Genomic DNA, 25658 nt, shown 5'->3' with positions numbered 1-25658 from the left:
CCGGATACCACCATCATGAAACGTTTACAACTTGTGTGCGCGGCAACTCCCTTGTGCCTGGTTGCCCTGGCTTTGACCGGATGCGCTGTCATTCCGCCCTCCGGCCCGACCGTGGTCGCATTGCCGCCGAAAGGGGAGTCGCTGAGCACGTTCCAGCAACAAGATTACGCGTGCAGGGATTATGCATTCCGCTCTGACAATGCCCCTCAGTCATCGGCAGCGGCGGCCAACGACGGTGTACGCACCGGAGCAATAGGCACAGTAGGCGGCGCGGCAGCAGGCGCACTTTTCGGCGCGGCAGCAGGCGATGCCGGTATAGGTGCCGCCATTGGCGCGGGCGCTGGTCTGCTGCTTGGCGGCGCTGTGGGTGCTAACGGTGCTCAAGCCACATCGGCCAGTCTGCAAGCCCGCTACGACGCCGCCTATTCGCAATGCATGGCGTCCAAGGGAAATCAGATCACGCACCCGGCCGCCTATGCGACTGCACCCATGTATGCACCGCCGCCTGTCCTTGTGCCCGCGCAGCCCGTCTATGGCTATCCGCAACCTTTCGGCTACTGGTAATAGCGACACCAATGCGAAGTCCACTGTATGCGATCGATGGCGGCGACATAATTTCCCCCTAACTTACCGCCTATACGATGTATCCAGTCAACGTGGTATCAGCTCCGGGCAATCATCCTTGAACCCGGGATATTGATTTATCAACAAGCGGGACTCTACTGCCACGAAGGTGGCAAGAGCCGCGACACCATCTGGAGAATGTTATGAAGCGCCTTGTTATTGCGACTGCAGTTTTGGCCAGTCTTTGTGTATCCCCCTTTGCTCTTGCCCAAACCGCAAAGCCCATCACGCCCGCACAAATGAGCTGCGGAGATTTCCTCGCTGTAAATGACGCCTACAAGCCGGCGCTTGTCTACTGGGTCTCAGGCGTCGACAAGCTGGGCGTAAGCGAAACCGTCACATCGGTTGTCGATGTCGCCACCCCGGTAGCCGCGATCGTCGGCGAGTGCACGCAGACGCCGAAGGCATCGTTGGCGAGCAAAGTGAAAGACCTGTACAAGAGCGGCCGAATCGCGCTGTTCAAACACAGCTAAGCAACGGCTGCACTTAATTTTTCAGGCTCTTTTGAAAACGGTGTGGGTAACGGGGTTCAGCGAGCGTTTTCGTTGAAGCGGGAGAAGTCGAGTTTTCCAGCGACGAGGAAGAGGACTGTGCGCATGGTCTCAAAGCGCGCATATCCGCGAGCCTTGCGCTTTGCCGCTTGAAACAAACCATTGATGGCCTCGATATAACCGTTGGTCTGACGAGTCTGAGTCCAAGCAACGATTCCGTCGAAATGTCTGCGAATCAAGCTGACGACATCCTTCATAGGCTCGACCTTGGAGCGCATGACGTTGGTGCACCACTGATGCAGCATCTCGGAGACGACGTTGATTTGTTTGCGCTCGAGAATGTCGCGCAATTGTTCTCGGTAAAGCCAGGCTCGCGCGGTGCGATTGGTCGTATACTGACTAACCAACGCTTCAAGGTCGGTGAGTTGTGCGAGGTTCAGTTTGTCGGCGTCCTTGAGCAAAGTCCAACGCATGCCTTTAAGCTGAGGGTCGAGTTTCTGCTGCTGCCGACGGACTGTGTCGAGTGCCTTGGAAGCGTGTGCGACGACATGGAATTTGTCAAAGGTAACGCGCGCTTCGGGGAGATGTTCATTGACGCCCTTGATGAAAGCCGGCGACATGTCGATGCTCACCGAGCTCACTTGCTCGGGCGAGCCGCCGTGCTCGCTCAGATAAGTTGCAAAACGCTCTATCGTGCTGGCATCCTTGCCCATAGTGACGAACGCGACCCGCCGCGCCTGCATGTCGGCGACCAGCGTCAGATACTCATGACCGCGACGGTACGAAGTTTCGTCAATCGCCACCGCCGTCACATCCGACAGGTCGGCCGCCGCGAGTGCCAACTCTACATACCGCGAACAGATGGCATGTACTCGATGCCACGACAGGTTGACCGCGCGTGCAACGGCGGCGAACGGCATCTGCTGCGCGAGCATCAGCACGAGCGCCTCGAACAGCAGCGTGAAGCCGTTGAGCTGTCCGACCCAATCAGGTTCGACCAATCGTACCGAGCCATCGGGCAAACGCACACGCGGAACCCGCACTTCCAGAAAACACTCGTGCTGGAAGAAATTCAGATGCCGCAGACGCTTGCTTTGTGTATCGTGCACAGGATGCTCGCCTGCGATTCCGGCATAGGGAAATCGGCTGCCTGCAACGAAGTCAACGGCGATGTTGAGCTGCCGCTGAGCAGCATCGAAGTCAACACTTCGGACATACCAAGGAGCGGTGATACCGAGGGCGGATTCGAACAATTGATTCGTCATAGCAGATTGGCTTTACATGGGTGATTCCCGCATTCTGCCGCAATCACCCATGACTCATCTTACTGGGAGAGCGCACCTCAAGGGTTCGCTGCGCCGGGCTCACGCCCGCCCTTGACCCGCCAAACCCACCCACTACAAATTCAAAAGAGGCATTTTTCACCGCTTTATGTTTGTTGTGTCATTCCCATCAGGACGATAGACCATGAAGATAAGCTATCCTCATAAAGTTGAATTGATTAATGCATCGAAAATCGGCATTGAACATGTTGATATGGCAATCGAAAAATTGAAGGCGGAATGTCCCGATGCGTTCCATACGGACAGCACGCTGGGAAAGCGCAGATTCCATCATAGACCGGCATCGGACACGCCTTGTGTCGGTTTTGTCGCCGATCTGGATTCGTAAGTGGGTCGTGACGGGTAGCTGCTTGGTACCCGGACGCGCGGGAGCATTAACGCGCGCTTGCGGCCAATCACCGTATCTACGCTTGGCACCGCCCACATGCTGGGCGGCTTCGCTTTTCCACATTCCCACGCCTGAAGTGTCTTTTGGACCATCAGGTTCAACGCCTGTCAAACACGCCTGATCGGGCGCCATCAGGCTTAGTCTGTTGCGCCGCCGGTCACATAATCTTCAGCCTAATTGCCTGGATGGTTCGACGCGGGTGTCCGTAAGTGCATTTAGCCTTCACAACCGAACAAGGCCGTTTGCGCACGAATGCGGTCTATGGCCCAGATGTGGCTAATTTTGGCCCATGCACCACCATCGGGACGGGACCGCTCAGGTCCAATCGTTGGCAGAATAGTTCTGTCCTTTCTCACAGTTTTTCCAGAAGCGAAAGCGCCCCCATGAGTGTGCTGGATGGACATGGCCCAACAATGAGCCAACCATGACCCGAAATCCAGTCATCACTTCACCACCCGGCCTCGGCACAACGAATGCGAGTGAGACGCTGTCGGGCGCCGACATTATCCTGCGCGTACTCGCCGAGCAGGGCGTCGACACGCTGTTTGGATACAGCGGCGGCGCGATATTGCCGACCTATGACGCGGTGTTCCGTCATAACGAAAAGAACGCGGCACATGCCGAGCGACAAATCAAGTTTGTCGTCCCCGCCAATGAACAGGCCGCGGGTTTCATGGCCGCCGGTTATGCGCGGGCCAGCGGAAAAGTCCGCGTCTTCATGGTCACGTCAGGTCCCGGTGCGACCAACGCATTGACGCCGATCGCGACTGTTACGGCGATTCAATACCTGTCGTCCTCATTTGCGGACAGGTGCCGCGTGCTGCGATTGGCAGCGATGCATTCCGGGAAGCGCCCGTCTTCAACATCATGTCGGCGTACGCTAAGCACGTGTTTCTCGTCACCGACCCAACGAAGCTCGAGCAGACACTGCGAACCGCGTTCGAACTGGCCCGCACCGGCCGGCCGGGACCGGTTGTCGTGGATGTGCCGAAAGACGTTCAGAACTGGACGGGACCCTATCATGGGCGAGGGACGCTGCATTTTCGCGGCTACTCCGATCGACTCCGGATGGTGGCGAAAGATGCGCGTCTGGGCGGGGAAAAAATCGCGGCCTTCTTCGCTCTGTTACGGCAGAGCAAGCGGCCACTGCTCCATGTCGGTTACCGGATCGAGGCTGAGGCACATATCAATGGGAACGGGATCGAGTTGAACTGGGAACCGTCGGCCAATTCAACTGTTCCTGCAGCCGTTTTGCGTTACCGATCCGCACGCAAAAGAGTGTCATCATCGACAATGCCTTGCTGCACAATATGTTCGCTCAAGATAGCTACCTCACAAGCGGAGCGACTCGATCCCTGTTCTGCTTATGGCCAGCAGCGACGTCAGCAGCATTCCAAGCAGGCCAATGGCGAGGCGAAGTGGTAACTCGGGTTGTGTGATCGTTTGCGCTAAAGGAGCCTCTGCCTCGCGCGCAGGAACTTGCACCGCCGATCCGGCCGCCTTCGCTGCCTTGCGGTCTGGTGATGCGGGTGCTTGCGCCATCAATCTGCGGAATAAACGTGCCGTCTTGGCCGGTACTGCTGGTGTTAGTCCGTCTGCCCAACGCAATTATTCGTCGCCGGGAATTTCCAATATCGTTTTGCCACGGTCCGGCGAAGACCATGCGTTGAGGCGGAGTTTCCGTGGGAAGAGACGTTGCCGGGGTGATGCGTCCACGCGACTGCATCTGAAAATTTGCCCGGCTTCCGATCAATGCGGTTTGATTGCCACCTTGAGCACACCGTCACGCTGATTTGCAAAGAGGTCGTAAGCGGCGGCGATGTCGTCGAGTTTGTAGTGGTGGGTCACTAACTCTCCCAAGTCGACACGGCCAGACGCAACGACGTTCAACAAGCGGCGCATGCGCTCCTTGCCGCCCGGACATAGCGCCGTGTTGATCTTATGATCGCCGAGACCCGCTGCAAATGCCGACAACGGGATTTTCAGATCAGACGAGTACACGCCAAGGCTGGAGAGCGTGCCGCCCGGCTTCAGAATGCGCAGGGCCGATTCGAATGTTCCCTGCGTGCCTAGCGCTTCGATCGACGAGTCGACGCCGCGACCGTTGGTCAGTTTCATGATTTCATCGACGACATCGCAGCTCTTGAAATTCAGCGTGACGTCGGCGCCCATTTTCTTGGAGACCGCGAGCCGCTGCTCGTTGCCGTCCACCACGATGATCGTGCTGGCGCCGAGCAACCGCGCGCCTGCGGTGGCGCACAAGCCAATCGGGCCCTGCGCGAACACGGCGACGGTGTCGCCTATCCTGATGTTGGCGTTCTCCGCCCCCTTGAAGCCGGTCGACATGATGTCCGGGCACATCAACACCTGCTCGTCCGTCAGGCCGTCCGGAATTGGAGCGAGGTTGGCCTGGGCGTCGGGCACCAGCACATACTCGGCCTGCGTACCATCGATAAGGTTGCCGAAACGCCAGCCTGCCGTCGCCTTGTAGCCGTGGCATCCGCACAGCCCGCTGGCGACGAGGTAGCTGCCGTCTTGTGAGGGGTAGCCGTCCATCGCCGCGTACGAGTTGAAGTTGGGGCAGATCGCGCCGGCGATCACGCGCTGGCCCTCCTGGTAGCCGACCACTGCGCTGCCGAGCTTTTCGATAATGCCCACTGGTTCGTGACCAATCGTGAGCCCCTTGGCAACGGGATATTCGCCTTTGAGGATGTGGACGTCGGTGCCGCAGATGGTCGTAGTCGTGATGCGCATCAACGCGTCGTTAGGGCCAACATCGGGAATCCGCTTTTCAGTGACTTCGATACGGCCGGGTTGGACGAACACAGCTGCTTTCATCATGGAGGGCATGGCGTTTTCCATTTATTTATAAGGGAGTCGTACGCAAACAGGCGATACAACCAAGCAACTTATGCGCCAGTTGCTGGGCATTTTTGTGCTTCTTGCTGCCACGGTATGAAGCGCAAGGTCAGGTCACCCATCGACCGCAGATCGTCTCACTGATGGACGCTTTCACCTGTCGCAAAATCGGTCACATCATCCAGGTGCCGCCGCATCATCTGTTCCAAATTGGAACGCTTTCGGTAACCGGTAATCACCAGTTGATGATGGTGGCGTTCTTGTCTCAAAGCGCTGAAACAGCGAGCCGGGAGATGGCCAGCATGGTCGATTCTTTGCAGCGAACAACGCATATCCCGCTCACCAATTAAGAAGGATTCCATATGATCAACTGAGCCGAATGAAAGCGATCCGTTGGCAGCGGTCAGTGATCCCCGCCCTACGGACGGCTTTCCAGCGACCTCGGGGAATCGAACGAAACGTCGCGCGAGCGTTCCGAACAAACATAAGATTCCAATTTGGCATTACCTCCGTACTTTTCATCGCTTGTAGTGAACGCCTGTGAATCGCCATAATTTTTGTCATGGTCCGCTTGGGCCGCGGCATATCAAATGACGTTCACAGGAGTCGAAGCATGGTTCAACGGTATCAGCTGTTCATCAACAACGAGTGGGTCGACCCGGTATCGGGCACATGGTTCGACTCGCTTGACCCGTTCTCGGGCGAGCCTTGGGCCGAGATCCCGCGGGCAGACGAAGCCGATGTAAGCCGCGCGGTCGAGGCCGCTTCGGCCGCACTCGAAGGACCCTGGGGCCGCATTTCCGCCACGGACCGCGGCTTGCTGCTGCACAAGCTCGGCGCGCTGATCGAGAAACATGCTGACGTGCTGACCGAAGTTGAAAGCCGCGACAACGGCAAGCTGCGCAGTGAAGTTGGGGGACAAGTCCGCTACATGGCGAAGTATTTCTATTATTACGGCGGCCTGGCGGACAAGATCCAGGGCGCCGTGATCCCGATGGACAAGCCCAAGGTATTCAACTACACCCGCTACGAGCCGCTAGGTGTAGTCGCGACCATTACGCCCTGGAACTCGTCGCTGTTGTTGACCGCGTGGAAACTCGCGCCTGCGTTATGCGCCGGCAATACGGTGATCGCGAAGCCGTCCGAGTACACATCGGCATCGCTGTTCGAACTCGCGAAGCTGTTCGTTGAAGCCGGCTTCCCGCCGGGCGTCTTCAACGTGCTGACCGGTTTCGGCAAGGAAGTGGGCGAACCGCTTGTAATCCATCCGAAGGTCGCGCGGATCGCATTCACGGGCGGCGACGCCGGCGGGAAGGCCGTCAACGTGCTTGGTGCACAGCACTTCAAGCGCGTGTCGCTGGAGCTGGGCGGCAAGTCGCCCAACATCATCTTCGACGATGCCGACCTGACCCGCGCGGCCAACGGCGTGATCACCGGCATCTTCTCTGCCGGCGGCCAGACCTGCATGGCGGGTTCGCGCCTGTTGCTGCAGGAAAGCATTCACGACGAGTTTGTCGAACGCCTGATCGCGATCAGCAGCAAGGCGAAACTCGGCGACCCGTCTCTGCCTGACGTCCAGGTGGGACCGGTCGCGACCCGACCGCAATTCGACAAGGTCATGGAGTACATCGGCATTGCGAAGGCAGAGGGCGCGCGTTGCGTGTTCGGTGGCAACTCTCGCTCCGGAGAAGGATTCGGCGCGGGCCAGTTCGTGGAGCCGACCATTTTTGTCGATGTGACCAACGACATGCGCATTGCGCAGGAAGAAGTGTTCGGCCCGGTGCTCTCGGTGATCAAGTTCAAGGATGAAGAGGACGCGATCCGCATCGCCAATGACATCCGCTTCGGCCTCGCGTCGGGCGTGTGGACCCGCAGCTTGCATCGCGCCATGTTCATGTCTGAGCGCCTGAAGGCCGGCACCGTCTGGGTGAACAACTACCGCTCGACGAGTTTCACGACGCCGTTTGGCGGCTACAAGCATAGTGGCATCGGCCGCGAAGGCGGCATCGAAGCGGTCAAGGAATATCTCGAGACCAAGAGCGTGTGGATTTCAACCGATCTCGACATGCCGGATCCGTTCATCCGCAAGTATTAAGGCTGCGCAGAACGCGGCGCGGGATGATATGAAGAGACGTGAAACCTCGCGCCAACGAAGGACCCGAAGGAGACAGGAATGGAAATAACGAAAGGGCAACGACACTTCGACGTGCTGGTGATCGGCAGCGGCATCGCCGGGTTGTCGGCGGCGGTCGCAGCGGCGGCCGCAGGAGCGAAAGTCGCCATCATCGAACGCGCTAACGAAGAAGAATACGGCGGCAATACACGCTGGACCGAAGCATACTTTCGCATGAAGAGCGAAGCCGAAGTGAGCGACGACTTCGAGGAACGGCTTATCTCGAACGCTGGCGACAATCTCGATCCCAACATAGTGGAAGCCATGGGCGGCGAGTACGCGTCATGGCCGCCGTATGTCAAGGCGCACGGCATGCCGGACCCGGAACTGGTGTTCGCGCTGTCGAGCCACGCCGCGCCAACCGTCGCGTGGCTACGGACTTTCGGCATCCGTTTCGACACACTGCCGACGTACTTCGTCACCGCCGCGGCGCCGCGGCTGATGCCGGTCGGCGGCGGCCTTGCAATGATCGAAGCATTGCTCGTGCAGGCGAAGAAACTGAACGTCGAAGTGTTCTACGAGACCACCGCGCGACAACTCGCGCGCGCGAACAGTGAAGGTGATCTGAGTCTTCAGGCGACCGGACGAGATGGCGATGCGCTTGCCTTTGCTGCGTCTTCGGTGATCGTGGCGTCGGGCGGCTTCCAGGGCAATCCGGAAATGATGACGCGCTATCTGGGGCAGGCGGCGAAGTTCGTGCGGCCCGTTGCGCGCGGCGGCTACTACAACAAGGGCGAGGGCATCCAGATGGCGCTCGCGGCGGGCGCCGCGCCGGCCGGTGACTTCGGCTCTTATCATGCGGAACCGCTCGATCCGCGCTCGGGTGCGACCGAAGCGCTGGTGATGAATTTTTCTTACGGTGTGCTCGTCAATATGTTCGGCAAGCGGTTCGTCGATGAAGCGCCCGGCCCGGTCGATGTCCACTACGACCACATCTCGCGCGCGTTCGGCGAACAGCCGAAGGGCCGCGTATATGTCGTGTTCGACAAGAGTATCGACGACGTACCGAACTGGAAGCGCAGCATCCGCACGGATCAGCCGGCTATCCAGGCCGACACGCTCAAGGCGCTGGCAGAGGCCTGCGAGCTGCCGGTGGACGCATTCATGAAGACCATCGACGCGTACAACGCGGCTTGTCCCGAGGGCAGGTTTTCGCCGCTGGAAGTGGATGGACTCGCGACACAGGGTCTGGAGATACCGAAGTCGAACTGGTCGCGTCCGATCAAGACCGGACCGTTCTTCGCCTACCCGATCATCCCGGGCATCTGCTTCACCTATGGCGGCGTGAAGACCAACAAGAGCGCACAGGTGATCGATGCCGACGGCCGGCCGATTCCCGGCCTCTACGCGGCAGGCGAGGCCGCCGGGCTCTACTACCAGGTCTACACCGGCGCGACATCCGTGATGCGCGGCGCGGTGTTCGGCAAGATCGCCGGCGAGCACGCCGCGGCACGTGCCGCAGCCCGGCAGGCATGGAACAGCGACCTGAGCGCCGAATGAAGCACCGGAATGACGCCTTGCAAGGCGATGACAGCAACGGAGACGGAAATGAAAGTGGAAAGAACAATAGGGGCGTTAGCCGGAGCAGCACTGGCGCTGTTCAGCGCAGCTGCCATCGCGCAGCCGGGGATGTCGGGTGATGTGGTGAGGATTGGCGTGCTGACCGACATGAGCGGCACGTTCTCGGACTTTGCGGGCAAGGGCGCGGTTGAGGCCGTGAAAATGGCCGTGGAAGATTTTGGCGGCAAGGTGAACGGCAAGCCGATCGAGGTGATCTCGGCCGATCACCAGAACAAGGCCGACATTGCCGCGAGCACGGCGCGTGAGTGGATCGACGAGAAACACGTGGACATGCTCGCGGACAACTCGGGCTCGGCCACGGCGCTTGCCACCATCAAGATCGCCAACGACAAGAAGCGTATCGCGATCGTCACCGGTGCAGGCACGACGCGGATCACCAACGAGGATTGCACGCCTTATAGCCTGCATTACAACCACGACACTGCGTCGCTCGCGAACGTGTCGGGTAAGTACATCGTCAAGCAAGGAGGCGACACCTGGTTCTTCCTGACCGCCGACTATTCGTTCGGTTACTCGCTGCAAAGCGATACCTCGGCGGTTATCACGGCCAACGGCGGCAAGGTTGTCGGCTCGGTCAAGCATCCGTTCAACGCGTCGGACTTCTCGTCATTCATGGTGCAGGCACAGGCGAGCCACGCGAAGATCATCGGCCTGGCGAATGCGGGTTCCGACACGATCAACGCCATCAAGTCGGCGCGCGAGTTCGGCTTGCTGGGCGCAGGCAAGCAACAGCTTGCAGGGCTGCTGGTGCTCATCACCGACGTGCATGCGCTTGGCTTGCAGACCGCGCAGGGCCTCTACATCACGGAGGGCTGGTACTGGGACCTGAACGACGAAACCCGCAAGTGGTCGGCGCGTTATTACAAGCGCATGGGCAAGATGCCATCGGCGATCCAGGCGGCGGACTATTCGTCCACGCTTCACTATCTCGAGGCAATCAAGGCTACCGGCACCGACGACTCAGCGACGGTCATCAAGAAGATGGAAGACACGCCGGTCAACGACATGTACACGAAGAACGGCGTGATTCGCAAGGACGGCCTGCTGGTCCACGACATGTACCTGATGCAGGTGAAGACGCCGGCGGAGTCGAAGAAGCCCTGGGATTACTACAACGTGCGTGCGGTTGTTCCGGGCAACGAGGCTTATCCGTCGATCGCGAAGGGCAGCTGCACGTTTGCGAAGCAGTAGGCTCCCGCGCGCATCCAGCCCTCACGAACTTCACGAACCCCTATCGAGCGAGCGTGGCAATGCAGGATTTCATCCTGAAGACCGAGCGTCTGACGAAGGTCTTCAAAGGCTTTACGGCAGTTGAAGCGGTCGATCTTCATATCGAACGTGGTCACATCCATGCGCTGATCGGGCCGAACGGCGCGGGGAAAACTACCTGCTTCAATCTGCTGACGAAGTTCCTTGCACCCACCTCGGGACGAATCCTGTTCAATGGTCAGGACATCACCGCCGAGCCGGCGGCGCGGATCGCTCGCCGTGGCATTGTCCGCTCGTTTCAGATCTCGGCGGTGTTCCCGCACCTGAGTGTGCTCGCGAACGTGCGGATTGGTCTGCAACGCTCGCTTGGAACGTCGTATCACTTCTGGAAGAGCGGCCGCAGCCTTTCCCGTCTCAACGATCGTGCGATCGCGTTGCTCGACGAAGTGGACCTTGGAAGTTTCGTGGACACGGTTGCTGTGGACCTGCCTTATGGCCGCAGGCGTGCGCTTGAGATTGCCACTACGCTCGCGATGGAACCCGAGTTGATGCTGCTCGATGAGCCGACTCAAGGCATGGGCCACGAAGACGTCGACCGGGTGACGTCATTGATCAAGAAAGTATCGGCGGGCCGAACGATCCTGATGGTCGAGCACAACATGAAAGTGATCGCGGGTATTTGCGATCGCATCAGCGTGTTGCAGCGGGGCACGGTGCTCGCCGAAGGCAGTTACGACGAAGTGTCTTGCAACCCTCAGGTCATACAAGCGTACATGGGATCGGCAGTTGAGGCGCTTGAGGGAACGCAGTGATGAGCAGCGTGCAAGAGAGACCGGTCGCAGCCCGGATACACGAGGACGTACGAGCGGCCGACGAGGCTTTGTCGATCACCAGCCTGCATGCATGGTATGGCGAGTCGCACGTCCTCCACGACGTCAATCTCACGGTGAAGCGCGGCGAAGTCGTGACCTTGCTGGGGCGCAACGGCGCTGGCCGCACCACCACCCTGCGGGCAATCATGGGCCTGGTTGGCACGCGCCGCGGCTCGATTCGCATCGACGGCGAGGAGACAGTCAGCCTGCCGACCTACAGAATCGCGCGGCGCGGCGTGGGATATTGCCCCGAGGAGCGGGGTATTTTTTCGTCGTTGACGACCGAGGAAAATCTTCTGCTTCCGCCGGTTGTATCGACGAAGCACGGGAGCATGTCGCTCGACGAGATCTACGCGATGTTCCCCAACCTCGCGGAGCGCCGGCACAGTCAGGGCACGCGGCTCTCGGGCGGCGAGCAGCAGATGCTCGCGGTGGCGAGGATACTGCGCACCGGCGCGCGATTATTGCTGCTCGACGAGATATCGGAAGGCCTTGCTCCCGTGATTGTCCAGGCGCTCGCTCGGATGATCACCATGCTGAAAGCGCGCGGCTACACCATCGTGATGGTCGAGCAGAATTTCCGCTTTGCGGCGCCGCTCGCCGACCGCTTCTACGTGATGGAGCACGGCCAGATTGTGGAGTCGTTCGCCGCCGCCGAGCTCGATTCGAAAGCGCAAACCCTCAACGAACCGCTCAGCATCTGACCATGGAAATTTTCGGCTTACCCATTCAGGCGCTGATGAGCCAACTGCTGCTCGGCCTCGTGAACGGCTCGTTCTACGCCATGTTGTCACTCGGTCTTGCGGTGATCTTCGGCCTGCTCAACGTGATCAATTTTGCGCATGGCACGCTCTACATGCTTGGCGCTTTCCTCGCCTGGATGGGCCTCAATTACCTGGGCATCGGTTACTGGTGGATGCTCGTGCTGGCGCCAGTCGTCGTAGGTTTGTTTGGTGTTTTGATCGAGAAAACCATGTTGCGATGGCTCTACAAACTCGATCACTTGTACGGGCTCCTGCTGACCTTCGGGCTCACGCTGATGATCGAAGGATTGTTCCGCTCGGTCTTCGGCGTGTCGGGCCAGCCGTACCCGGTGCCCGACGCGCTCGACGGCGTCACCAACCTGGGCTTCATGATGCTGCCCAACTATCGCGCGTGGGTGGTGGCGGCATCGCTCGTGATCTGCTTCTCGACCTGGTTCGTGATCGAGAAGACGCGCCTTGGCTCGAGCCTGCGCGCCGGCACGGAGAACCCGAAGATGGTGGAAGCGTTCGGCATCAACGTGCCGCTGATGGTGACGGCAACCTATGGTTTCGGCGTGGCGCTGGCCGCCATTGCCGGCGTGCTGGCCGCGCCGGTGATACAGGTGTCGCCGTTGATGGGATCGAACGTCATCATCGTCGTGTTCGCGGTCGTGGTGATAGGCGGCATGGGGTCCATCCTTGGCTCGATCCTGACTGGTCTCGGGTTGGGTGTGATCGAGGGGTTGACGCGGGTGTTCTATCCGGAACTGTCGGCGACCGTGGTGTTCATCGTGATGGCGATCGTGTTGATCGTGCGTCCTGCCGGTCTGTTCGGTAAAGAGAAGTGAGGCGGGTGACATGAAGAAGCGTTGGGGTTATTGCCTGCTGCTCGCGGCGGCGTGCGTTGCGCCGACCGTGCTGTATCCGGTCCTGTTGATGAAGATTTTGTGCTTCGCGTTGTTCGCCTGCTCATTCAACTTGTTGGTGGGTTATGCCGGGCTGTTGTCGTTCGGTCACGCGGCGTTCTTTGGGGCGGCGGGCTATGTCGCAGGCTACGCGCTCAAGTCCTGGGGCGTATCAACAGAAGCCGGGCTCGCGCTGGGCACGTTGGCCGGCGCATTGATCGGGTTGGTGATGGGCGCACTCGCCATCCGGCGGCAGGGCATCTACTTCACGATGATCACGCTCGCGCTTGCGCAGATGCTGTACTTCGTATTCCTGCAGGCGCCGTTTGCAGGAGGCGAGGACGGCTTGCAAGGCATTCCTCGCGGCAGGCTCTTTGGCTTGGTCGACCTGTCGAATGATCTCGTTCTTTACTTCGTCATACTGGCGATCAGCGTGGGGGCCTTCGCGCTGATCATGCGCACGATCCACTCTCCCTTTGGCGAAGTGCTGCGCGCGATCCGGGAAAATGAGCCACGCGCGATCTCGCTTGGCTACCAGGTCGACCGCTACAAGATGCTTGCGTTTGTATTATCCGCGGCGTTGTCGGGCCTCGCCGGCGCGATGAAAGCCATGGTGCTCGGTTTCGAGACCCTGACCGACGCGCACTGGAGCATGTCCGGCCTCGTAGTGCTGATGACGCTCGTGGGTGGCCTGGGCACGCTGTTCGGTCCCATTGTGGGCGCGTTGATCATCGTCCTGCTGGAGGACAAGCTCGGTGATATCGGTAACTGGCTTGCCTCGGTGACTGGTGTAAACTGGTTCGGTACGTTGGGCGACTCGGTCACCATCGTCACGGGGTTTATCTTCATTGTCTGCGTGCTTGCCCTTCGCAAGGGTATCGTGGGCGAGATACTGGCGCTGTTCAAGCGTATTGAAACAGCGCGGCAGCGAGAAAAATTTCCCCGTCGGCGCAGCGATCATGCCCATCAATAAAGGTCGCTGGTGTCAAGCTTGGCGAGCTGCGAGGTGAAAGGCATTCCAATGCGCACCGCGCCGCGTATCGCGTTACGTACGGCAGCGGCCTTGTCTACGAGTCTATCGGGCAGGGAAGTGATGCGCAGAAAAATACCGAGTACCAGCATGCTGATCGCGTTCGAGTCCGCGGCGCGCCACCTGAGTTTTACCCATGCAGCAGAGGAGTTGTCCGTTACCGAAAGCGCGGTCAGCAAGAAGATCGCGTTGCTTGAAGAGTACCTTGCCACCCCGCTTTTTAGCCGCGTCAAGCGCCGCCTGCAACTGACCGATGCGGGCAGGACCTACAGCGCGCTCGTCCAGCAGAGTCTCGACAAGCTGGAGATGGATACCACGCTCGCAATGGGCTATGACGCCGGGCGCATCACGCTCGATCTTGCCGTGCTGCCCACGTTCGCCCTCAAGTGGCTGATGCCACGCTTGGGAGAGTTTGCGGCACTGCATCCCGACATCACGATCAACATCATCGCGCGTGAGGAGCCGTTTCTCTTTTCGGAGGAGGCGTTCGACGCAACGATTCATTTCGACCATCCCGTTTGGGCCAATGCGACCACAACGTATTTGTTCACGGAAGAACTCATCCCCGTTTGCAGCCCGGATCTCATTGGCGGGCTTCGTTGCGCGAAGGCGTCGGATCTCGCGGATTTCGTGCTCATGCACAAGACGGGGAGACCCGAGGCGTGGTCCCGTTGGTTCGAGCTGGCGGGCGCGCCCAATCCGAAAGCATTACGCGGTCCGCGTTTCAGCATGTATGCGTTGCTGATTGAAGCGGCACGCGCGAAGGCGGGTGTGGCGCTCGTGCCCCGCAGCTATGTGCAGAACGAGATCGCGTCGAAGGAATTGACCGTGCCTTGGGAGATGCTGGTGCCGGGCGCCAAGGACTACTACTTCGTGGTGCCGGAGCAAAAGGAATCATCGCCGGCTATTCGTGCCTTTCGCGACTGGCTTCTCGATGCTTCAAAGCAATATCGTGGCGAACTGAGCGAGCTTGCGAACGAAGCTTAACCACCGATATCGATTCCGCCCGCGGGAACGTACTGGCGCAGCTTGACGTGCGCGTTGACGCTACGGCGCAATGCCCGGCAGCGTTCACCTGACTGCGAATTTCTGGTTAAGGCACAAGCACAATTTTCCCCGGCGCGTGCTTTCGACCCTCGAGCATCTCATGGGCAACACGCGCCTGCGACAACGGGAAAATTTCTCCAACCCGTGTTCGGAGCGCTCCCGTTTCAAATAACTCTGAAAGTGCAAGGAGCGTTGAAGTCGTGACGCTAACCAGCATGAATTTCGCACGTATCTGAGCTGCCGCCGCGCGTTCAGCGTTCGGCTCGGCGGCCGCCGACACTACTTGTCCCCGAGGTTTGACGGCGTCAAAGGAACGATTAAGCGCGTCACTGCCGATCAGGTCGATCACGACATCAAACGAGTGCCGATATTCGTCGAATGATTGCTCGCGCACATCAATAACCTGATTGGTACCGAGAGCCATGACGTAGTCCGTATCTCGACGCGATGCACTGGCTAACACGAAGTCGCCGGTGCGGTGGGCGAGTTGAACGGCAAAAGCGCCGACGTTCCCGGCGCCGCCTAAGACGAGCGAAACGCAGGCGAGGGCGCTCGTCGAGCGACTCGGGCCGCGCGTCATAGCGGTCCAGGCCGATGTCACCGATGAAGCGTCGGTCGCACGTCTTTTCGACGAAGCTCAGGCGAAAAGCGGCCGCCCGGTGCATGCCGTGGTGAACAACGCACTCGCCAATTTCAGCTTCGATGGCGATGCGCGTCCGAAGATCGGCGATATCGAATGGGCGCGCTTTCAGCAGCAGATCGATGGTGCGCTCAAGGGCGCGCTCCACACGATTCAGGCCGCGTTGCCTGCGATGCGGGCTGCTGGTTTCGGCCGAATCGTCAATGTGGGGACCAATCTGTTCCAGAATCCCGTCGTGCCTTATCACGATTACACGGCGGCAAAAGCGGCGTTGCTTGCGCTGACGAGAACCGCATCGAACGATCTTGGACCCGATGGCATTACCGTGAACATGGTGTCGGGCGGCCTGCTGCGCACCACCGACGCCAGCAGCGCAACGCCCGAAGCCGTGTTCGATATGGTCGCGGGATTCACGCCGCTGCGCCGCGTCACGACGCCCGCCGAGTTCGCTGACGCGGTGCTGTTCTTCCTCTCGCCGTGGGCACGTGCGGTGACGGGCCAGAACCTGGTCGTCGACGGAGGACTGGTCAAGGGCTGAATCGCCAGTGTTTCCATGCAGCGACTCGGGTCTGCCGATTGCTTCCTTAGACGCGGCCCGACTCAGCTACAAAACGTTTCTGACTGCGACCTGCTTGATCCACTTGCTTCATGATGGCCTTTAAAAAATTCCTAGGTCCACCGAGCATTGATTCGCTCGGCTATTAGCGATACTCTTAAATCGGTCGTGATCGCTGAATGCTGGTCAACCCGGAGATAACCGTATCGTGAAGCGAGCATGGGCTTTCTCTTGCATCCTCGCCTTGAGCGCGATCCTCGACGGATGCGGCAAGGATGGATCGCGAAACGCTACTCAGGAACCGGCCTCATCCGCGAGTGAGGCGTCGGCGCCACTTGGGCAGGCCGCGAGCGCCACACCCGCCGCATCGGGAACATCGGCTGCGCTGGCCACCATCGCTAAGGCGCAGTTGCCGGCGGAAGCAGGCGAAACACTGCGTCTGATCAAGGCAGGCGGCCCTTTCCCTTATGGCGAGGACGGCGTGTTGTTCCGCAACAGCGCCGCAATGCTGCCGCAGCATCCGCGCGGCTATTACCACGCTTACACAGTTCGCACGCCTGGTGCGGCGGATCGCGGACTACGCCGCATCGTGTGTGGAGGACTGCGCAAGCAGACTGGCGACTGCTACTACACGGACGATTACTACGTCAGTTTCAAACGCATTGTAGGATAACTTAAGCTAATTAAAATCGCCCCGGGCCTCCTGCAGAGCATGCGCCGGGGCGTTGCGTTTTAGATAAGCGAGCTACAGGTGCCCTTGCCCAAGTAGTACCGAGTCACCCTTCTGAACGTACGCCTGCAGCAAATGATGCGCAATGGCAAACGGCTTGGGCGCCGACAGCCCGTCCGCATGCGTTCCCGCGAGCATCGCCGCAGCCTCCTGGCGCGAAAACCAGCGGGCGTCTTCGAGTTCGTTCGTATCGACGACAATGTCGGTATCGCTCGCCTGCGCAAAGCAACCAATCATCAGCGATGAAGGAAACGGCCACGGCTGCGTCGCGAAATAGACAACCTGCGCACACTTCACGCGAGCCTCCTCCAGCACTTCGCGGCGCACGGCTTCTTCTGCCGTCTCGCCCGGCTCGACGAAACCCGCAAGCGCCGAGTACATGCCCGCGGCGAATTGGCGCTGGCGTCCGAGCAGACACCGGTCGCCGTCTATCACCAGCATGATCACGACGGGATCCACCCGCGGAAAATGGCGTGCGTCGCAAACATCGCAGATGCGTTGCCAGCCCGCTGCCGTAATGCGGCTTGCAGCGCCACAGTTCGCACAGAAGGAATGGCGTCGATGCCAGTCGAGCATCGACTTCGCCTGGGCCATGATTCCAAGTACACCCGCATCGACCAGGTCTTGCAGCGCGAGCGAGCGAAGATCGATGCGGTCATAGCCCCGGGCAGGCGAAGCGTTGTCTGGGGCCGGGTCGAGTTTGATGCCTAGCGCGAAGCGTCCAGCGCCGTCGGTGTCTACTCCGAGGAATACGCTATGAAGCGGCAGGCCGAAGGCTGCGGTCTCGCTGGGGAGGAACCACGGGTCACGTTCGCCGCCTCGCTTAAGCAAGGGGATGTCGCCATCGAAGATGAGAAAGCGCGTGGCGGTGTCGCTGCGCAGTTGCTCGATAAAGGCAAGGTCGTCCCGCTTGTCGGAGCGGCGGTCGAGCGGATTGAAGTTAAAGCCGATGGACGCAGAAAGGGCGGTCATCACGGTCCACGTATGGGTGGGAGGAGCCGCAAGTATGGCACGGGGTTTGGTCCGTCGCTTGGGGCTCCCGTTGACGTCGACGGGCAGGACGCCAGCCATTTCCCAGCCACTGGCTGGAAGTGCACCGACGTTTAGCCACCCTGTCACCGCGGAGCACTTCGCCAGGCTGATGACAACGCGCTGTTTTGAATTTGCACCGACGTAGCTAGCCGAACTTAATGCCGTGTCGGTAGGCATCACGGCCGTACATCAAAATCTTGACGTGCCTTCTCTACCGCATCCAGATTGTTGGCCGCCCAGACCCAGACTCCACAAAACGCAGCGCCGAGTGTAATCCCGAGGTCAGTGAGTTTGTATTCGACCTTCGGCGGCACGACCGGATATACCGTGCGTATCACCAGGCCGTCACGCTCCATTGCGCGCAAGGTCTGCGTGAGCATCTTCTGACTGATTCCCTCGACCAGTTCGCTAAGCCGGCTAAAACGCAGCGGCGATTTCTCCGCGAGTACGTCGAGGATCAACATTGTCCATTTGTCGGCGACCCGGCCGATGAGATCCCTGACTAACGACACAATTCGAGGATCAAGATCGATTGGCGGTGTCAGGCTCGCGTAGTACTGCGCGGCGGCGATCTGTTCCTTGGTGAACTCCGGGACTCGCTCCATCTTTACACTCTCCATTTGGTAAGTATGCAACTTTCAGGTGCCTTCTTCCCAGTAGAGAGTATGCGGGTCAAACTACGCTCGTGTTCACCAAAAATAGGGAGTGACCTAATGAAAATGATCGGCAGAACCATATTGATTACGGGCGGGACGAGCGGGATCGGCATCGAGTTGGCGCGGCAGTTGATTGCTCTGGGCAATACGGTGTTGGTCACGGGTCGGGATCTCGACAGGCTGGAAGATGCACGGCGCGCCGTCCCCGGACTCCATACTTTTCAGAGCGACGTTAGCGATCCAGCGAGTATCGAGTTGCTGTACAAAACCGTGTGTGACCGGTTTCCTGCTTTGGACACGCTGGTGAACAACGCGGGAACCATGCGTAATATCAAACTGAATCGGCCGCATCAGTTGGGTGACCTGACTACTGAAGTCGATGGAAATCTGAAGGGACCCATCTGGATGGTCCAGGCTTTCCTGCCTTTGCTTTTGAAGCAAAAAAACAGCTTGATCGTGAATGTGTCTTCAGGTCTGGCGTTTATTCCTTTCCCCGCAGCTCCTATATACAGCGCGTCAAAAGCCGCGCTTCATGCCTATACGCAATGCCTGAGGGCGCAGTTAGCCGACACCTGCGTGTCCGTCGTCGAATTGGCGCCCCCGGGTACCGAAACACCGCTATTTAGGGGCGAGTTTGCAGAGGAAATGAAAGGCGAAAAAGGCATGAAGGTCAGCGTGCTCGCGAGCCGTGCCATTGCGGGTATCGAAGCAGGGAAAATCGAAATTCGCCCGGGCGTGAGCAATGTATTGAAAATCGCGAGCCGCGTTGCGCCGCACCTCATGTTCCAGCAAATGGTAAAGCTCGGGCGTCCGAAACCGTCGGGCGTTTGAGCACGTCAGCACGTTAAACCAGGGCGAAGGGTTTAACGGCCTAGCGATCGCCGACAGTTGCTCCAACGCGGCGCACGGGAGTATCGTGAATCAAACACGCCGCGCTCAAGGAGTCCACCATGAACGACACCCAACGACTCGCCGCCTTGCGCATCGTTTTGATCGTGGTGGGGCTGATCTGCGTGTTTGCAATCTGGCCGCTGATGATCTTGTGGCCCGCAGGTTGGACGTGGCACAGCGGGCATTCCGATTACCCGCTGATGATCGTCAGTATCTACGCGACGCTCGGCGTGTTCCTGCTGATCGCGTCGCGCGATCCGATGAAACATCTGAGCCTGATCTGGTTCACGGTGTGGTCGAGCGTCGTGCACGGCGTGATCATGGCCGTGCAGTCTTTCGGCGTCGAGATGGACGGGGCGAACCATGTCGGTCATTTATTCGGCGATGTTCCCGCGCTGTTTATCGTCGCGGCGGCACTGGCTTTCTTCACGCCGCGTGGCGACAAGGCGCGCTCGCTCGCATGACGTTGTAGCTCAGATCGGTCAGGTGGATACAGTTCCCACATAGCTATCGAATGCGGTCACGAGATGCTGGATCGCCTGTTCGAGGTCATCTGCCGGCGTTTCTGCAGACTGACCCAACTGCAGCGCTTTCCTCGACGTCAGGGCTTCCAGCAGTTTGGCGGTCATTTCATCGTATCGATTGGCGCGCTCCCGGTCATGTGCGTCCGGTTCTCCGCTCCGAAGGACTTCGATCACCGCGGCGGCGCCGCAAACCACCCGCACGGCGACAATCAGGTTCCGCAGTTGTTCGAGCCGTGCAGATCGCCGCTGGCCCTCCAGGAGCATGCGTTCTCTCGCCACTTCAAGCCGTGAGCTGGCCAAGCCGGCTTCGCGCTGCAGACGATCAAGGGTAGCGGTCGATCCTCCGGCCATCCGAAGGACAGCGGACGCGAATGCCATGTTGGCCGAAATCGCGGCTGAGATCACGGCATTCAGCGCGTTACTTTCCTTCGGCGGCCAGAAAAGAAAGCTTGCCGCCACGCCTACGCAGGCGCCGACGAATTCATTGGTAAGGCGAGCGACGATCAGCCCTTGCGCCGGATGGATGAAATCCGACATCAGCATGAACATCGGCGTGAGGAAGACGACGAACAGACCGTAGTTCACCAGCCTCAATGCAACGGTCGCCGCTGCAAGCGGCAAGATTGCCAATGTCACCGCGACCGGACCCAACAGACTCGCCAGAAGAACAGCGGCGATCGTTCCACCGATCAGGCTGCCGCATGCGCGCTCCAGCACACGCAACCATGTATTGGCGGAAACCGGTTGGGTCACGACGATGGCAGCGATTGCGCCCCAGTATGCAAACGTGACACTCAGCGATGTACCGATCATGTAAGCGATCACCGATGCCACAGCCACCCTCAGCGCATGCATCCACACCAGCCTTTCAATCTTGAGCGCGGGAGCGGCGGCAGGCGCAGGCGTCTCGGGATCGATTGCGAGCCTGTGCTGACGATCCGCGAGGCCGGCGATGGCCTTTGCCGCAAAGGCAACGGCCATCGCCGTCGGGTCCGTCCGCTCATCCGTCTGTCGCAACAACGCGTTCGCCTGCGCGATCAGCGCATCGGGAATGGGCAGTTCATGCCGTGCTCGCGCGGCCACGCTTTGCAGCAACCGTCGCAGGCCCTGGCGCAATTGCCGCGACTCGTCGTGGACGGTAATGGCTGCATTGCGCCGGGCATGACCGATAGCGATCAGCGCCGAAAACACCCTGCCGGCAGCGTCGACGCCCGGGCCCAGTTCGGGGCCGTTGCGAACATCATGCGCCGCCAATGCGCGCCCGCGCTCGATCGACATGCGCACTCCGCGCCGATAAACGCTATTGAATTCGGTCCAGCCCTCCGCATCCATTCCAGGCCGCGAATCCAGCGACTCCAGAAACCCGGCCATGTCCTCGAGCCTGCCGAAGATCGTCGCGAGCGCGAAGCCCGTGGACTGTGGGAACGGGACAGGCCAGAGGAAGATGCAGAACAGCATGGTCCAGCCTGACCCGAGCAAAAAATAGCCACCGTGAGCGAGTGCAGCGGCAAGCGGTTCGGGCGACGCAACGCCGATCACCACCGCGAGCGACGCAATCAGCCCTGCCTGCGCGGGCATGGGCCCGAGCGAGGGCTTGTAGGACCGTGTCAGTCCACACAGGAAGACCAGGATAAAGAGGGTGACAATGCTGACCGCGTAGCCCCAATGCGCGGCATAGGACGCCAGCGGCATGACGACAACGCCCATGGCCGTGAAGATGGCCATCGCCTTCAGGCGCTGTGATTTGGATCCTTGCGGATCGCAAAGACAGTTCCAGAATGCCGCGACGGCGCCGAAAGCGATATCGGAATGACCGAGAATCGCTGCGGCGCAGAGCATGGGCGCCATCGCAAGTGCTGCGTGTATGCCTTCCGCAATCCCGATGCGCTCGGGCGTGATGGCGAACACATGACCTTCCGTCCGCAGGGTCCGACGGCTTACCAGAGACACGAGCTTAGCTATTATCGTCATCGGACTTTTGCTGTTCACGAACGTTGATTGCTGAGGGACAAGGCCAAAATAGGAAGCCATTCGCGACCCAATGCACAGTGCTTGTCAAATTCCCACGCGGGTAAGAGTCCAACCTCTCGATAGCTCTCGATCAAGATATCAAAGAGCTTTATATCGGAACGGCTTCGGGCCATCAACTGCGCGCCTGAGACCGCGGCGAATGTGGCGCGGACCCGTTTCTGACCATTCCTGCTGCCACAAGCGTCCTTCCAAGCCACGCAACGTTGACCTCGACAAAGGCCTGGACCTCCTTCTGCACGACCTCCGGCAAATTGTCATATTCGGCGCATCCGGAGTCGATGACGACAACGCTTCCGGCGCCATGGGGCGCTGGCGTTCTGACTTGACCGGCGCATTTTTTCGAAATCGAGTCTAATTACGAAACGACCGGCAGTTACGCCCTCTGCTCATTCCGCACTTTCAACAGGAGTTGCACGATGGAATATGTGAAACTTGGCCGCACAGGCCTCGATGTATCGCGTCTATGTCTTGGCTGCATGAGTTATGGTGTGCCCGAACGCGGCCCGCACCCATGGTCACTGGACAACGATGCCGCACGCCCCTTTATCAAACAGGCGCTTGATCTCGGTATCAACTTCTTCGATACGGCCAACGTCTATTCGGACGGCACCAGCGAAGAGATCGTTGGCCGGGCGCTAAAGGATTTCGCGAAACGCGACGAGATCGTGCTCGCCACTAAAGTGAACAGCCGGATGCGTCCGGGGCCGAACGGCGCGGGGCTGTCGCGCAAGGCGATCATGGCGGAAGTGGACGCGAGCCTGAAGCGCCTCGGCACCGACTACATCGATCTGTATCAGATTCATCGCTGGGATGACACGACGCCGATCGAAGAAACAATGGAAGCGTTGCACGATGTCGTCAAGGCGGGTAAGGCACGTTATATCGGTGCATCGACCATGTATGCGTGGCAATTTTCCAAAGCGCTGCATGTTGCCGAACGCCACGGCTGGACTCGCTTTGTGACGATGCAGAACTACGTGAACCTGCTGTATCGCGAAGAAGAACGCGAGATGTTGCCGCTGTGCGAAAGCGAAGGCATCGGCGTCATACCGTGGAGCCCGCTCGCACGGGGCCGTCTGACGCGCGACTGGAACAGCAGCAGCGCACGCTCGGAGACCGACGAATTCGGCCGCACGCTGTATGCGGCCACCGAAGAGGCAGACCGTCAGATCGTCGAACGGGTGAGCGAAATTGCGACGAAGCGGGGCGTGCCGCGGGCGCAGGTCGCGCTTGCGTGGGTGCTGCAGAAAAAGCCGGTCACGGCGCCTATTGTCGGCGCGACGAAGCTGCATCATTTGAACGACGCGGTCGCAGCCCTTTCACTCAATCTGACAGCGGACGAAATCCAACTGCTCGAAGAACGGTACGTGCCGCATGCGGTGACGGGTTTTAGATAAATAGCGGCGCTTTTCGCTTTCCATCAGCTCGCTGCGAGAAGGGGCGTGGTGGCTTTCTCTGCTGGATTCGTGCCCGGCAGAGAAGCCACCAGCGGGTCACGCCTGTGTTCCCATCCAAGTTCAAAAATGGTGCGCCCGCACGATCAGCCGATGCATATCTTCCATGCGAAATATTGAAGCTGAGCGAAGGCTTCATCGCAGCATTGCCTTCATGGTTTGCGGGTAGGCCGGGCGTTCTTCCTTCGCCGATGGACGAGCACGCCGCAGCCGATCGCAACCAGTATTGCCGCCAGCACGCCGCCGCTCATGCCCGTCGTGCTGCGGGATTCGAGGGCGCTCGATGTCGCCGACGCCCCCGATGAAGCGGACGAGGCCACGGTCGCCGAGGCCTGACTTGCAACAGGCTGCGGCAGCGCAACGCCCGCGGCGCTTCCCCGCTGCACGACAGATGGATCCGATGTAGCCACTGCAGCGGACGAAGGCGTAGGTGTCGCATCAGGGTCGGGTCCAACGAGAGCTGACGCGTTCGTTGATGGAACATCGGGAGGCATTGCCGCAGCCGACGTTGTCCCGGCCGCCTGAACCAGGGTGTTCCACTGAGCAAATACTGTGTCAATACAGTGGACGTCGGTACAGGCATTGCGTGACTGTCTCCACCGCGATAGCTGGCCAGCCGAAAGTTTCCCGGCGCTTAGCAGGCTCTGCTGCTGCGAAACAATATGCTCGTATTCATTGTTCAGGATGGCATGGTCACAGATGGCACGCTCAGCCGGTTGCTGCGTGGTCGCACACGCAATATCGTTCGCCCGTGCTTCGGCTGCACTTAGCGCAAGCAGCGCCAGTAACCATGTCGAATGTCGCATTAGACGCACTGCTTCTCCCTAGTCATTCGTTATCGGCACTACTCGCCAGCTTGCGCACGCTAGCTAGATTTTAGGCAGGACTGCACGGATATGTGCAGCAAAAGCGGCGACTAATGCAGAAGGCCGAGCGCGATCAAAGGCGATAGTAATGCCAAGTGCAGGCAACATTGGCAACTTGTACTTTGGTCCGAGAATCCGCAAGTCAGTTGGGACGGCCGTGCGGGTCAGCACGGCAAGCGCCTGGCCCGATCTAACCACTGCCAGCAAACCGGTCAGGCTGCCGCTGGCATAGGCGATGCGATAGCGGCGGCCCGCCGCATCTAGGCCGCGCAGCGCGTTGATATGGTCCAGCCCGTCCGGATCCGAGAGCGCAAGCGGCAGCGGCTCAATCTTGAGGGTAGCGGCCGATTTTGCAATCCAGACCAGCGGCTCTATACGAATACTTTTTTCGTCTGTAGCACCTTCTATGATCGAGACCAGCGCAAGCTCGATTGCGTGCTTGTTTAGCCTCTCGTGCAACCGGGGAGTAGAGGCACAGACGACCTCGATCAGTACATTCGGATGATCGTTGACGAAATCACCGATCAGGTTCGAGAGAAAAGAAGACGCATATTCATCCGGGCAGCCGAACCGGATAACGCCAGAGAGGCCTTGTCCGGTCAAGTCGGTAATAGCCTCATCATGTCTGCTCAGGATCTCCTGCGCATGCGCCAGCAGCCTGTCACCTTCCTGCGTAAGCGTCACACCCCTGCCGCCGCGATTGAGCAATGGCTGGCCAATGATTTCCTCCAGCCGCTTGATTTGCATGCTGACAGCTGCTTGCGTACGACCAATGCGGGGCGCCGCCGAGTTCAGGGAGCCGGCGTGAGCAATCACGACGAAAGTGCGAAGAAGATCTATATCAAGCGTAGCCGGCACCGTATAAGCCCCATTAATACGTCGTATAAGAAGTATTAGTTTTGTTCAAAAAACGCGTCCACCTATTATGACCTGATCGACAGGGAAGAGGTCGATGGTACTCAAATTTCACTGCCCTGATTGTGGGAAAGAGGCCGGGCGCAACCGGGCGTTAC

25 protein-coding genes and 3 pseudogenes are annotated in these 25658 nt (G+C 59.5%); 18 read left to right on the top strand and 10 right to left on the bottom strand.

Annotation, left to right across the window (positions count from 1 at the left end):
* The first annotated feature begins 12 nt into the window (after positions 1-12).
* Positions 13-564, top strand: coding sequence for a glycine zipper family protein (locus tag ACSQ83_RS22555; RefSeq protein ID WP_414952560.1), 552 nt, complete (start codon positions 13-15; stop codon positions 562-564).
* A gap of 203 nt (positions 565-767) precedes the next feature.
* The gene (locus ACSQ83_RS22550) at positions 768-1097 is read left to right on the top strand and encodes an HdeA/HdeB family chaperone (protein ID WP_436229672.1); all 330 of its coding nucleotides are present in this window, start codon (positions 768-770) and stop codon (positions 1095-1097) included.
* Positions 1098-1153: 56 nt separating this feature from the next.
* Here the strand turns inward: ACSQ83_RS22550 and ACSQ83_RS22545 are convergent, their stop codons facing one another.
* Positions 1154-2380 (bottom strand): ISL3 family transposase, encoded by a 1227-nt coding sequence (locus ACSQ83_RS22545; RefSeq protein WP_436229671.1) that lies wholly within the window; start codon positions 2378-2380, stop codon positions 1154-1156.
* Between the two features lie 202 nt (positions 2381-2582).
* Between ACSQ83_RS22545 and ACSQ83_RS22540 the strand changes: the two genes are divergently transcribed.
* Together ACSQ83_RS22540 and ACSQ83_RS22535 are read left to right on the top strand one after the other, a co-directional pair.
* Entirely contained in the window at positions 2583-2786 is a 204-nt protein-coding gene (locus tag ACSQ83_RS22540; protein ID WP_414952493.1) for a hypothetical protein, read from the top strand.
* Between the two features lie 484 nt (positions 2787-3270).
* Positions 3271-4007 (top strand): annotated as a pseudogene (locus ACSQ83_RS22535) (thiamine pyrophosphate-binding protein); the annotation flags it as partial.
* A 588-nt stretch (positions 4008-4595) separates the two neighbouring features.
* On the opposite strand, the gene ACSQ83_RS22530 reads toward ACSQ83_RS22535, so the two are convergent.
* The gene (locus ACSQ83_RS22530) at positions 4596-5696 is read right to left on the bottom strand and encodes an NAD(P)-dependent alcohol dehydrogenase (protein WP_414952494.1); all 1101 of its coding nucleotides are present in this window, start codon (positions 5694-5696) and stop codon (positions 4596-4598) included.
* Positions 5697-5848: 152 nt separating this feature from the next.
* On the opposite strand from ACSQ83_RS22530, the gene ACSQ83_RS22525 reads away from it, so the two are divergent.
* The 8 genes from ACSQ83_RS22525 (at position 5849) to ACSQ83_RS22490 (ending at position 14161) form a co-directional block, all read left to right on the top strand.
* Positions 5849-6055 carry a hypothetical protein gene (locus ACSQ83_RS22525; RefSeq protein ID WP_414952495.1) on the top strand — a complete coding sequence of 69 codons (207 nt, stop codon included), beginning with the start codon at positions 5849-5851 and terminating at the stop codon, positions 6053-6055.
* Positions 6056-6318: 263 nt separating this feature from the next.
* Positions 6319-7800 (top strand): aldehyde dehydrogenase, encoded by a 1482-nt coding sequence (locus tag ACSQ83_RS22520; protein ID WP_414952496.1) that lies wholly within the window; start codon positions 6319-6321, stop codon positions 7798-7800.
* Positions 7801-7878: 78 nt separating this feature from the next.
* On the top strand, positions 7879-9378 hold the full coding sequence (locus ACSQ83_RS22515) for an FAD-dependent oxidoreductase (protein ID WP_414952497.1): 1500 nt from the start codon (positions 7879-7881) through the stop codon (positions 9376-9378).
* A 48-nt stretch (positions 9379-9426) separates the two neighbouring features.
* Positions 9427-10650, top strand: coding sequence for an ABC transporter substrate-binding protein (locus tag ACSQ83_RS22510; RefSeq protein ID WP_213769179.1), 1224 nt, complete (start codon positions 9427-9429; stop codon positions 10648-10650).
* A 59-nt stretch (positions 10651-10709) separates the two neighbouring features.
* Entirely contained in the window at positions 10710-11480 is a 771-nt protein-coding gene (locus tag ACSQ83_RS22505; RefSeq protein ID WP_414952498.1) for an ABC transporter ATP-binding protein, read from the top strand.
* Complete coding sequence (locus ACSQ83_RS22500; RefSeq protein ID WP_436229670.1) at positions 11480-12244, top strand: ABC transporter ATP-binding protein; 765 nt, start codon at positions 11480-11482, stop codon at positions 12242-12244. The genes ACSQ83_RS22505 and ACSQ83_RS22500 overlap by 1 nt, the downstream gene beginning before the upstream one ends.
* Before the next feature lie 2 nt (positions 12245-12246).
* Entirely contained in the window at positions 12247-13131 is an 885-nt protein-coding gene (locus ACSQ83_RS22495) for a branched-chain amino acid ABC transporter permease (protein ID WP_436229669.1), read from the top strand.
* A 10-nt stretch (positions 13132-13141) separates the two neighbouring features.
* Positions 13142-14161 carry a branched-chain amino acid ABC transporter permease gene (locus ACSQ83_RS22490; protein ID WP_414952501.1) on the top strand — a complete coding sequence of 340 codons (1020 nt, stop codon included), beginning with the start codon at positions 13142-13144 and terminating at the stop codon, positions 14159-14161.
* Here the strand turns inward: ACSQ83_RS22490 and ACSQ83_RS22485 are convergent.
* Positions 14155-14310 (bottom strand): hypothetical protein, encoded by a 156-nt coding sequence (locus tag ACSQ83_RS22485; protein ID WP_436229668.1) that lies wholly within the window; start codon positions 14308-14310, stop codon positions 14155-14157. The genes ACSQ83_RS22490 and ACSQ83_RS22485 overlap by 7 nt on opposite strands.
* Here ACSQ83_RS22485 and ACSQ83_RS22480 point away from each other — a divergent pair.
* A complete protein-coding gene (locus tag ACSQ83_RS22480; RefSeq protein ID WP_414952503.1) occupies positions 14309-15205 on the top strand; it encodes a LysR family transcriptional regulator in 897 nt (298 codons plus the stop codon). The genes ACSQ83_RS22485 and ACSQ83_RS22480 overlap by 2 nt on opposite strands.
* Positions 15206-15311: 106 nt before the next feature.
* Here ACSQ83_RS22480 and ACSQ83_RS22475 read toward each other — a convergent pair whose 3' ends face one another.
* Positions 15312-15845: a zinc-binding dehydrogenase gene (locus ACSQ83_RS22475; RefSeq protein ID WP_436229667.1), complete on the bottom strand. Its 534-nt coding sequence runs from the start codon at positions 15843-15845 to the stop codon at positions 15312-15314.
* On the opposite strand from ACSQ83_RS22475, the pseudogene ACSQ83_RS22470 reads away from it, so the two are divergent.
* Positions 15796-16443, top strand: a pseudogene (locus ACSQ83_RS22470) (3-oxoacyl-ACP reductase); the annotation flags it as partial. The gene ACSQ83_RS22475 and the pseudogene ACSQ83_RS22470 overlap by 50 nt on opposite strands.
* Positions 16444-16669: 226 nt before the next feature.
* Entirely contained in the window at positions 16670-17134 is a 465-nt protein-coding gene (locus tag ACSQ83_RS22465; protein ID WP_436229666.1) for a ribonuclease, read from the top strand.
* Between the two features lie 72 nt (positions 17135-17206).
* Here ACSQ83_RS22465 and nudC read toward each other — a convergent pair whose 3' ends face one another.
* Both nudC and ACSQ83_RS22455 read right to left on the bottom strand, forming a co-directional pair.
* A complete protein-coding gene (nudC, locus tag ACSQ83_RS22460) occupies positions 17207-18163 on the bottom strand; it encodes an NAD(+) diphosphatase (protein ID WP_436229665.1) in 957 nt (318 codons plus the stop codon).
* 236 nt (positions 18164-18399) lie between these two features.
* The gene (locus ACSQ83_RS22455) at positions 18400-18828 is read right to left on the bottom strand and encodes a winged helix-turn-helix transcriptional regulator (protein WP_436229664.1); all 429 of its coding nucleotides are present in this window, start codon (positions 18826-18828) and stop codon (positions 18400-18402) included.
* A 24-nt stretch (positions 18829-18852) separates the two neighbouring features.
* Here ACSQ83_RS22455 and ACSQ83_RS22450 point away from each other — a divergent pair, with 24 nt between their 5' ends.
* Positions 18853-19710: an SDR family oxidoreductase gene (locus tag ACSQ83_RS22450; RefSeq protein ID WP_436229663.1), complete on the top strand. Its 858-nt coding sequence runs from the start codon at positions 18853-18855 to the stop codon at positions 19708-19710.
* A gap of 119 nt (positions 19711-19829) precedes the next feature.
* Positions 19830-20234, top strand: a complete 405-nt coding sequence (locus tag ACSQ83_RS22445; RefSeq protein ID WP_436229662.1) for a DUF6632 domain-containing protein — start codon at positions 19830-19832, stop codon at positions 20232-20234.
* Between the two features lie 18 nt (positions 20235-20252).
* Here the strand turns inward: ACSQ83_RS22445 and ACSQ83_RS22440 are convergent, their stop codons facing one another.
* Both ACSQ83_RS22440 and ACSQ83_RS22435 read right to left on the bottom strand, forming a co-directional pair.
* Positions 20253-22265: an FUSC family protein gene (locus tag ACSQ83_RS22440; RefSeq protein WP_436229661.1), complete on the bottom strand. Its 2013-nt coding sequence runs from the start codon at positions 22263-22265 to the stop codon at positions 20253-20255.
* Between the two features lie 95 nt (positions 22266-22360).
* Positions 22361-22590, bottom strand: a pseudogene (locus ACSQ83_RS22435) (TetR/AcrR family transcriptional regulator); the annotation flags it as partial.
* Between the two features lie 151 nt (positions 22591-22741).
* On the opposite strand from ACSQ83_RS22435, the gene ACSQ83_RS22430 reads away from it, so the two are divergent.
* Complete coding sequence (locus tag ACSQ83_RS22430; RefSeq protein WP_414952510.1) at positions 22742-23722, top strand: aldo/keto reductase; 981 nt, start codon at positions 22742-22744, stop codon at positions 23720-23722.
* A 209-nt stretch (positions 23723-23931) separates the two neighbouring features.
* On the opposite strand, the gene ACSQ83_RS22425 is transcribed toward ACSQ83_RS22430, so the two are convergent.
* Together ACSQ83_RS22425 and ACSQ83_RS22420 are read right to left on the bottom strand one after the other, a co-directional pair.
* Positions 23932-24585: a hypothetical protein gene (locus ACSQ83_RS22425; RefSeq protein ID WP_436229660.1), complete on the bottom strand. Its 654-nt coding sequence runs from the start codon at positions 24583-24585 to the stop codon at positions 23932-23934.
* A gap of 63 nt (positions 24586-24648) precedes the next feature.
* The gene (locus ACSQ83_RS22420; RefSeq protein ID WP_414952512.1) at positions 24649-25503 is read right to left on the bottom strand and encodes a LysR family transcriptional regulator; all 855 of its coding nucleotides are present in this window, start codon (positions 25501-25503) and stop codon (positions 24649-24651) included.
* Positions 25504-25658: the final 155 nt, after the last annotated feature.

Origin of the sequence: Caballeronia sp. LjRoot29, assembly GCF_964252755.1 — a bacterium.
Taxonomy (GTDB): Bacteria; Pseudomonadota; Gammaproteobacteria; order Burkholderiales; family Burkholderiaceae; genus Caballeronia.
Note: the sequence above shows the minus strand (reverse complement) of the source record. Positions and strands in the feature narration are given on the sequence as shown.